The organism is Rhizobium sp. BK176 (assembly GCF_024808055.1).
Genome location: NZ_JANUBV010000041.1, coordinates 19898 through 28111, shown reverse-complemented (window position 1 = coordinate 28111; position 8214 = coordinate 19898). Strand labels below are relative to the sequence as shown.

Genomic DNA, 8214 nt, shown 5'->3' with positions numbered 1-8214 from the left:
GTGATGACACGCTCGGACTTGTAAAGCCCGGCATCCTTCAGTGCGGCGAGTTCGGTGCGGAGGTGGGAGAGGAATTGCGAGGTCATTGAATGCCCAATCAGGATGTGAGGTGGCGGCGGATCGTCCGATTGACGGTCGCGGGAGCTTCAAGGGTCGCGAAATGACCGACCCCAATCATGAGGTGAAATTCGGAGCGGGCGAATAACGACGCAAGCCGAGCTTGACCCTGGTAGGGTGAGATTTTGTCTCTATCGCCGCTGAGGAAGAGCACCTTGCCTTTGAAAGTGCGCTCGGCATCAATGAAGGCCGCTTTTAGTCCGTCTGCTCTCTCTTCAACGGGTTCCGGTTGCTGGGTGCACGCGTACGTTGACGATTGGTTTGGCCGCATAGCCGACCCTGGAGACGTTCGGTGGTGGGAAAATAGGAATCTACCCCCGAAATTTGATCGAACGGGTGAATGGGGGACGCAGGCGCTTACCAAAGAAACATGAGTAATTTGTTCGGGGACCTGCCGCATTAACTCAAATGCCACGGCCGCACCATCCGAGAAAGCACAAAGCGCAAAGCGGTCTGTGCCGATCATTTCGCGTACCAAAGCCGAAGCCTTCTTGATCTCGTTGCGGCCATTGAACTCGGGAGCGCAAAATTCGCAAAGGCCCGCGAGGCCTTCCAGTTGCGGCGCGAATACCTCGTGAAAGCTCGAGCGTGTCAGACCTGGCACCAAGACAATGATATGCCGGTTCGGCATCCTGATGGGTTGTGGCGACTGGGGTCGGCACAGGCGATCACTGTGGCCCAGTTCGCGCTGCCCTAATTCCTTGCTCCTGTTCAAAATTGCCGCCATGAAATCCTGCGCCTGACCGTGCTCCTCGCATCTACAGCCAGCAGGTGCCATATATTGCATATGTATGCAAGGCCTACTATGCAGTCTCTGTCGGCTCTTCCGAACGGAACACCAGCCATTGAAACATTAAATAAAGTTATCTAAGGCATATATATGCTATTGCTGGTGGCTTTCTGGCGCCGGCAAAATTCGAAGGGGCAGTACATGAAGAGAAACAAGGTCTCGTCGTTGGACGTCGCTAGGCTCGCCGGCGTTTCGCAGTCAGCTGTCAGTCGGGTTTTCTCCAAAGATGACCGCTCCTCCGCGGTATCCAGTAATATGCGTAAGCGTGTTATGGAAGCCGCAGACCAACTTGGGTATCGCCCAAACGCGCTGGCCAGAGCGGTTTTTGTAGGAAAGTCAAAGATCGTCGCTGTCCTTTTCAGTTACCTCGACAACCCATTTTACGCTGACGCGCTTGAGCGCATTTGCCTTGAGCTTCAGGCAAGCGGATACCACGCCCTGGTTTTCATGATGCCGGAGACGACTCAAGGCATCGACCAGGTTATGGAAGAGATCCTACAGTACCAAGTGGACGGCATGATCACGGCTTCCGTCGAACTCTCTTCGGCAATCTGCGCGCGTTGCTACGACAGCGGGATACCGGTAGTGATGTTCGTGCGTACGCAGGACGACCGGAGACTTTCGGCGGTTACTGCTGATAACGTGGCCGGAGCTCGGTCGGTGGCTCAATACCTTGCAAGATGCGGCCACAAAAGGATCGCAATGATTGCTGGTTGGGAAGGCGCATCGACAAATCGGGATCGGGAATTGGGTTTCACCGCGGGCCTGTCGGAAGCTGGTCTATCGATACATTCGCGGGCGGTTGGACACTTTCATCCGCAAAGGGCGGCCGCCGCGGCCCGGGAGTTGTTCACCGTTGCAAGCGACAACCGGCCGGATGCCGTGTTTGTGGCAAACGACTATATGGCCGTAGCTGTTATGGATGAGCTTCGTTTCAAACTGGGGCTGCGGGTTCCTGACGATGTCTCGGTGGTAGGATACGACGATATCGAAATCGCTGGCTTTCCGACCTACAATCTCACCACCGTCAGCCAACCGCTTCCGGCGATGGTTGCGGCGACAGTCACCATGCTTATCGCGAAAATTGAGAGCAGAAACGTCGAGCCGGAGCACCTTTTGATAGGCGGTCAGTTGGTAGTGCGGGGATCGACAAAAGCGCAGTCCGTTTCAACGAAATAGTCTCCGACGTGGGATGAGGCGTCGACGGTGCGGAACGAAAGAACCTGAATCGACCGCGGTTTAGATCGATACCTTTCGCGGACGCTATGGTTTCACGATCGAGCCTCTAATGCAAAAGCTTCGATCGGATTTTCAAACCCTTTCAAACGATGCCATCCTAGCGATTTGGTTCGAAACAGCGGTAGGCATGCCGCGACGTCTGCCGACATCACGACGGCAACCCCGCATTCCTTCGCGAGCGCCTCAAGCCTACTTGCCAAGTTAACCGCTGCGCCGACGACTGTAAAATCTAGCCGCTCGCGCCCGCCAATGTTGCCGTAAGCCACCGTGCCTATTGTCAGCGCGGCAACGAAGTCCGGCGCCTGGCTGCAATTATTGAGCGCAACACGGGCGTTGGCGATGGCGTTGACAGCTGCGGCGCAGCGGTCGGCGGCCGTGCGGTTGCTTCCTACCGGAAAAACCGACAGAACCGCGTCCCCGATAAACTTAAGGACTTCGCCGCCCGCTTGGGAGACTGCATCCGTGACAGCTTCGAAATAGCGATTGAGGAGTTCGAGAACGTCGTTCTCACACAAAAGCATGGTCGCTTCAGTGAAGCCGCGCATATCGGTGAGCAGAACAACGGCTGCCATGCCTTGCACCTTGCCGCGTTGCGTCTGCCCTGCGAACACCTCGCCTCCTGCTTGTGAACCGAGATATGTCTTTAAGACCATCTCTGTCTTGCGTCGTTCGGCGTGCGCTCGGAACACAGTGCAGCAATGCGGCGTCAAGGCCAAAAGAGTTGCCAGATCAGTGTCCGAAAACCCGCCGGACCGGCGGGTTGCCCAACTGACGCCAGGCGGCATTCGCTCGTCGGTCGCGAGAAAATCCGCCATGAAATCGGTGAAGCCTCGTAGCTGAAGGTCACGCAGCAATGGAAGGGCGGCGGGTGTCTCTGTGTCGAGCTTTACCCGCAAGAAGGCACCGCTCTGCAGGGCAGCTGTGTAGGGGCTCGTCCGGAACGCTTCGCTCTCGGCAAAGCTATGTGCTCTTGCAATCTCAAAGGGTGGGTTGAATGGCTCCCAATGCAGGCAATAGCCATAATACAGCGGATGAAGATTTTCCAATTGCATAGCGACGCGCTCAACCGGCACTAACTTGGCGACGCGTTCGCAGAACGCGCCGAAAAGATCGACGCTTTCTACATTTCGAACGGCTCCGGTGCGCATCAGCCAGTCAAGCAGTGAGGCTTGAGTTTGGGACGGTTCATCTTGGGGTACTAAATTATTCATGTCGCACAATAACGAACGGGGCATCCGGTAGTAAAGTACACTCCGACGCCCCGCTCATCTAAAGTATGTCTGCAATGCGCACCGGCAATGTCCTGATGCGCTTTCCTGTCGCGTGGAAAATCGCATTCGTGATAGCGGCGGCAACGCCGACCTCGCCAAGCTCTCCAATCCCCCGAGCCCCAATCCGCGATGCGTGCGGATCGTTCTCGTCAACGAAAAACACATCGATATTGCGAGGAATATCGGCGCTTACCGGTAGCATGACACCTGAGAGGTTCTTCGACACATAGCGCCCATACCTCGCGTCCACCGCACTCTCTTCAAGCATGGCCCGTCCGTAGCCCCATATAATCCCGCCAATCATCTGGCTGCGTGCCGTACGAGGGTTCAAAATACGGCCGGCGGAATACCCTGCGACGCACCGGCGCATTCGGGCAAGCCCCAGTTCTTCATCCACCTCCATCTCAACGAACACTGCCCCCCAAGTGTGCATTGACCACTCGGATTGTCCGCCGTGGGCATCAAAAGGGACCTCGCCGGGCAGAGCAAACGCGCCTTCCGCCATGAGCTCGCTAATTCCAACTTTGGCAAGAAGCTCCGGCCAATCGTCAGATGAGGGAGGGACGCCCCCCGCGATCACCGCGATGCGTTGCAATAACTTTTGTGCCGCATCAGCCACCGCTGAGCCGGCACTGATTGTGGTGGAAGATCCAAATGTCCCGCCAGTTTCAGGCAAACTGGTATCTCCCAATCTGACCCTGATCCGCTCTTCCGGTAGTCCCAGCGCTTCAGCGGCGATTTGTGAGATGATAGCCGTTACGCCATTGCCTATCTCGTGACAGCCCGCTTCAATCACGGCTTCGCCGCTTGCAACAAGTCTTATCCGAGCAGAAGATGCAAAACGGAACGTCGACATCACCGCTGACGCCATGCCCCATCCAATGCGCTTTCGACCATCTGTAAGCGACCGCGCAGCCATTGGCCGCCCGTCCCAACCAAAGCGCCGCGCGCCTTCGGCATAGACCTCGTGTAGTGCTTTGGAGGAAAATGGCTTGCCAGTCAGCGGGTCGTGTTCGGCATAATTGCGCAACCGAAGTTCTAATGGGTCTATGCCACAAGCATAGGCGAGCTCATCCATTGCGCTCTCGGTCGCGAACATGCCTGGACCCTCATGCGGAGCTCGCATCGCGGTCGGCGTGCCGACATTTCCCTTGATAATGCGAGTAGTACAATGCAACGCGGGGATAGCGTAGAGTGCCCGAGTTCCCGCCGAACCGAATTCGACGTAGTCATCGTTGATCGAGCTCACATTTTCAGTCTCATGAACGACGGCTTGAAGTCGTCCGTCGACGTCGGCACCGAGTCGCAAAGAGCTGCGTACGACGGACTGGTAACCCGTACCTGTGTAGCAGCCCGTCCGGCCCAAGCTCAGTTTAACCGGCCGCTTGGCTATACGTGCGGCAATTGGCGCCAAAATTTGATGCGGCCAAACATAACCTTTGGCGCCAAATCCCCCTCCGGTAAACGGGCAGCGCACATCTATTCGATCCGGTGACATTTCCAGCAAGGCAGCGAGCGCGTAGCGAACTCCAAACGTCCATTGCGTCGCGTCGTGTATTAGAAGTTGATCGCCCCGCCATTCGGCAAGCGTCGTTGACGGCTCCATCATGTTATGATGACGTGTTGGCGCGACGTAGGTTTGATCGACTTTTTTTGTGGATGCAGAGAAAACTTCCTTTGCCTCACCTTTTTCGACGTCGAGTTCTGCGAATGCGTAGCCATTCCCGTCCGCGCCCGAGCGCGGGGTTGTCGCGGTTCCTGTCTCAAAAACAACCGGTTTCCTGCTTTTGTAAGCAACCTTAACCAATGACGCACCCTCTTCAGCAGCCTCGAGAGTTTCGGCAAGAACCAAACCTATTGGTTGGCCCTCGTAGAATATCTCGGTGCCCTGCATCGGTGTGAATGATTGAGCGGCTGGCGGCGACGGCGCCGCCTGGAGCTTTGGCATGTCTTTATCGGTGAGTACTCGCACCACGCCGGGTAAAGCCAAAGCAAGTGACGCGTCTATAACATCGACGGAACCACTGGCGATCGCAGCCGTCACCATCGCTCCGTAAAGGGTGCCCCTCGGGTATTCCTCCCCAGCAAACTTCGCCGCGCCCGTAACTTTGGCGTGCCCGTCCGGTCTCGGTCGGGGTGCGCCTATTCCGGTCGCGGGCACGTTTGCGCGACCAACAATATCGGCAGCAGCGTTTTCCACTTCGATCATGACCGTTCTCCAGCAATCTGCAGCGCGCGCCGCACGGCATTGCCAGCAAGCAAAGGCTTAAATTCGTTTCCCGGGAGAGGCCGGGCTTCGCTCAGGTCGCGAACCAACGCAGCATCGACCGCTCCAGTGCTTAGGCGCACATCCAGAAGCTCCTTCTCGGCTTGACGGAGCCGCCATGGTTTTTGTGCCACAGAGCCCAGCGAGATGCGAATGGCGCGAACGATCTCTCCTTCAAGTCGGAGGGCGACAGCGCAGGAGACCATTGCGTATTCAAAGGACTCGCGTTCCCGAACCTTCAGATACGCAGACCGCTGGGCCGCCGCGTCAATAGGTATACGAAAGCCCGTCACAAGCTCGCCCTGACGCAACGTGGTTTCGGTAACGGCGCTGCCAGCTTCCGATTGGGTAAGGTGGAATTCAGTCATGGGAATGAGCCGAGCACCTTCTCTTCCCGAGACTTCAACGATTGCATCGAGCGCAGAAAGCGCCACCGCAGGATCCGAAGGCTGAGTGGCCGCGCATTCTTCGCTTGCACCATACAGGGCCAGTTTGGAAAATTTGCTTTCGCGTGCGGCGCATCCGGAACCGGGCATTCGCTTGTTGCAAGGCCAAGGCATGGCAGTTTGTCCGGGGGCCTCAGCGCGAAACCACGGGCATCTCGTCTTTTGAAGTATGTTGCCCCCGATCGTAGCGCGATTGCGTATTTGCGGCGAGGCTGCTTTAAGGCAAGCCTGCGAGAGCGCCGGCGCATTCTTGCGCACCTCGTCGTTCTGGCCGATCTCGTTAAGCGTTGCCCGCGCGCCGATACGGAGGCTATCGTGACTACGAGCAATTCCTCGGAGTGCTTCAACCTGTCCTAGATCGACTAATAGGGCTGGTTCGGAGATCCCGAGGCGCATCCAGTTTAGAAGCTCAGTCCCACCTGCGTGGAACGCTGCGTCGACGGTTATGGCGGCAACTGCTTCGGCGGTGCTACTCGCCCGCACCATTGAAAGTTGCGCATCGATCATCCCTCCTTCGCCGCTTGGCGAACGGCCGCCACGATCTGCGGGTAAGCCGCGCAGCGGCATATATTTCCGCTCATCCATTCGGCTATTTCGACATCTGATCCAGTATGGCCTTCTTTTATGCAGGCGATCGCCGACAGAATTTGGCCAGGCGTACAGTAGCCGCATTGAAACGCGTCATGGTCGATGAAGGCTTGCTGCACCGAATGAAGTTTCCCTTCAGGTGATGCCAAGCCCTCCACCGTAGTGATAGATCTACCGTTGCATGATGCAAACAGAGTGAGACAGCCATTTATCCTCTGTCCGTCGAGGAGTACGGTGCATGCCCCGCATGCACCTTCATTACAGCCCTTCTTGGTTCCGGTCAGACCAATCTCTTCCCGCAGAAGATCAAGCAGAGTGATCCGGGCTTCGTGTCGGAAACGGTACTCCTCGCCGTTAACCGTCACGCGCGTGTCCATATAGGAGTCGAGCCACTTCTCCGTGGACGCTGCTCTTCCCTCGCCGCTAGTCAGCGAACTCCCTGCGCCTAGAAACGCTCCGGTTCCCCGCAATACCGCTCTTCGACTCAGTTCTAATGACACCATAGCGATCTCCCAAGGCTGCTCGTTGTCGGGATGCGCTGCCGCAGCGCATCGGCGATAATTCAATTATCGCCCAACACAAATTTGGCTAGTCTGAAAGTCTGGAAGTGTATCATAATTGGTGGTATTGGAATGAAGAACAGCAATATCGGGACATTGTTGTGATCCAACGCTGGCAGACTGATTTCACCGATTTCTCGGCGTCCTATTGTCGTATTCCAGCCTTTCGCGACGCCTCCGAGCAGTCAAGATCTGAAGCTCACGTCATTGAAATGGCGTTTTCCCAAAATCCGGCTTGCCTGATACGCAGAGCATCCGGTATTTCTTCACGACGAGCCGTGCCGCGTAACAGCGGCGGCATGACTGGTGAAGAGCCTATTGCCTGGATTGAAGTGCCCGAGCCATCGGAATGCGTAGAATTTCGCCCATCTAAGTCCCTGCGCAGATCCGTTGCGGAGGAATTGCGAGCGCCGCAGGCCGCAGAACTTGCCGAAATTGTCGGATATTCCGATCCGGTCTTGTGGTCCGCTAGCGTGCGCTACCGAGCCCACGCAACCGGCGGCTGGCAAATGAGCGACATCGAAGCAAGCGAAATGATGAGGGGACTGCTTGGACATATGATGTTGACGCATCTCGGCGCGAGACCCACGAGGGCGACGCTGGCGAGGCTGGATCCGCGTCGGCTCAAACGTCTGGAGGACTACGTGCAGGCAAAACTTCCTGGCCCTATCACGATCGAGAACCTTTCCGAGGTTGCGGCGATGAGCCCATTCCACTTCATCAGGGTCTTTCGCCAGACCTTCCACATGACTCCGGGGCAATATGTCCTGGCGCGGCGGATGGAAATAGCCCGGGATTTGCTCCAAACCAATGGAGGAACGCTTACAAATGTTGCCTCACACGTCGGCTACACCAATGGGCACTATTTTCGCGGAGCTTTTTTCCGTTTTTTTGGACATTCTCCTGGTGCGGTGAATTCCCCCACTTAAAGGAACTT

Annotated in this window: 7 protein-coding genes; 2 read left to right on the top strand and 5 right to left on the bottom strand. The window is 56.6% G+C overall.

The genetic code is table 11. The features are described from left to right. Positions 1 to 97 precede the first annotated feature (97 nt). Positions 98 to 844 (bottom strand): alpha/beta fold hydrolase, encoded by a 747-nt coding sequence (locus tag FHT76_RS39790; protein WP_259186798.1) that lies wholly within the window; start codon positions 842 to 844, stop codon positions 98 to 100. Positions 845 to 997: 153 nt separating this feature from the next. Between FHT76_RS39790 and FHT76_RS39785 the strand changes: the two genes are divergently transcribed. After that, entirely contained in the window at positions 998 to 2086 is a 1089-nt protein-coding gene (locus FHT76_RS39785) for a LacI family DNA-binding transcriptional regulator (protein ID WP_259186797.1), read from the top strand. A 92-nt stretch (positions 2087 to 2178) separates the two neighbouring features. On the opposite strand, the gene FHT76_RS39780 is transcribed toward FHT76_RS39785, so the two are convergent. From FHT76_RS39780 to FHT76_RS39765, 4 genes are read right to left on the bottom strand one after another with little or no spacing between them, the layout of a single operon-like run. Continuing rightward, on the bottom strand, positions 2179 to 3357 hold the full coding sequence (locus FHT76_RS39780; RefSeq protein ID WP_259186804.1) for an adenylate/guanylate cyclase domain-containing protein: 1179 nt from the start codon (positions 3355 to 3357) through the stop codon (positions 2179 to 2181). Between the two features lie 58 nt (positions 3358 to 3415). After that, complete coding sequence (locus FHT76_RS39775) at positions 3416 to 5626, bottom strand: xanthine dehydrogenase family protein molybdopterin-binding subunit (protein ID WP_259186796.1); 2211 nt, start codon at positions 5624 to 5626, stop codon at positions 3416 to 3418. Then, positions 5623 to 6714, bottom strand: coding sequence for a xanthine dehydrogenase family protein subunit M (locus FHT76_RS39770; RefSeq protein ID WP_259186794.1), 1092 nt, complete (start codon positions 6712 to 6714; stop codon positions 5623 to 5625). The genes FHT76_RS39775 and FHT76_RS39770 overlap by 4 nt, the downstream gene beginning before the upstream one ends. Further along, positions 6633 to 7220, bottom strand: coding sequence for a (2Fe-2S)-binding protein (locus FHT76_RS39765; RefSeq protein WP_405049544.1), 588 nt, complete (start codon positions 7218 to 7220; stop codon positions 6633 to 6635). Before FHT76_RS39765 ends, FHT76_RS39770 begins: the two co-directional genes overlap by 82 nt. A 104-nt stretch (positions 7221 to 7324) precedes the next feature. Here FHT76_RS39765 and FHT76_RS39760 point away from each other — a divergent pair, with 104 nt between their 5' ends. Continuing rightward, positions 7325 to 8206 (top strand): AraC family transcriptional regulator, encoded by an 882-nt coding sequence (locus FHT76_RS39760; protein ID WP_259186791.1) that lies wholly within the window; start codon positions 7325 to 7327, stop codon positions 8204 to 8206. The last annotated feature ends 8 nt before the right edge of the window (positions 8207 to 8214 follow it).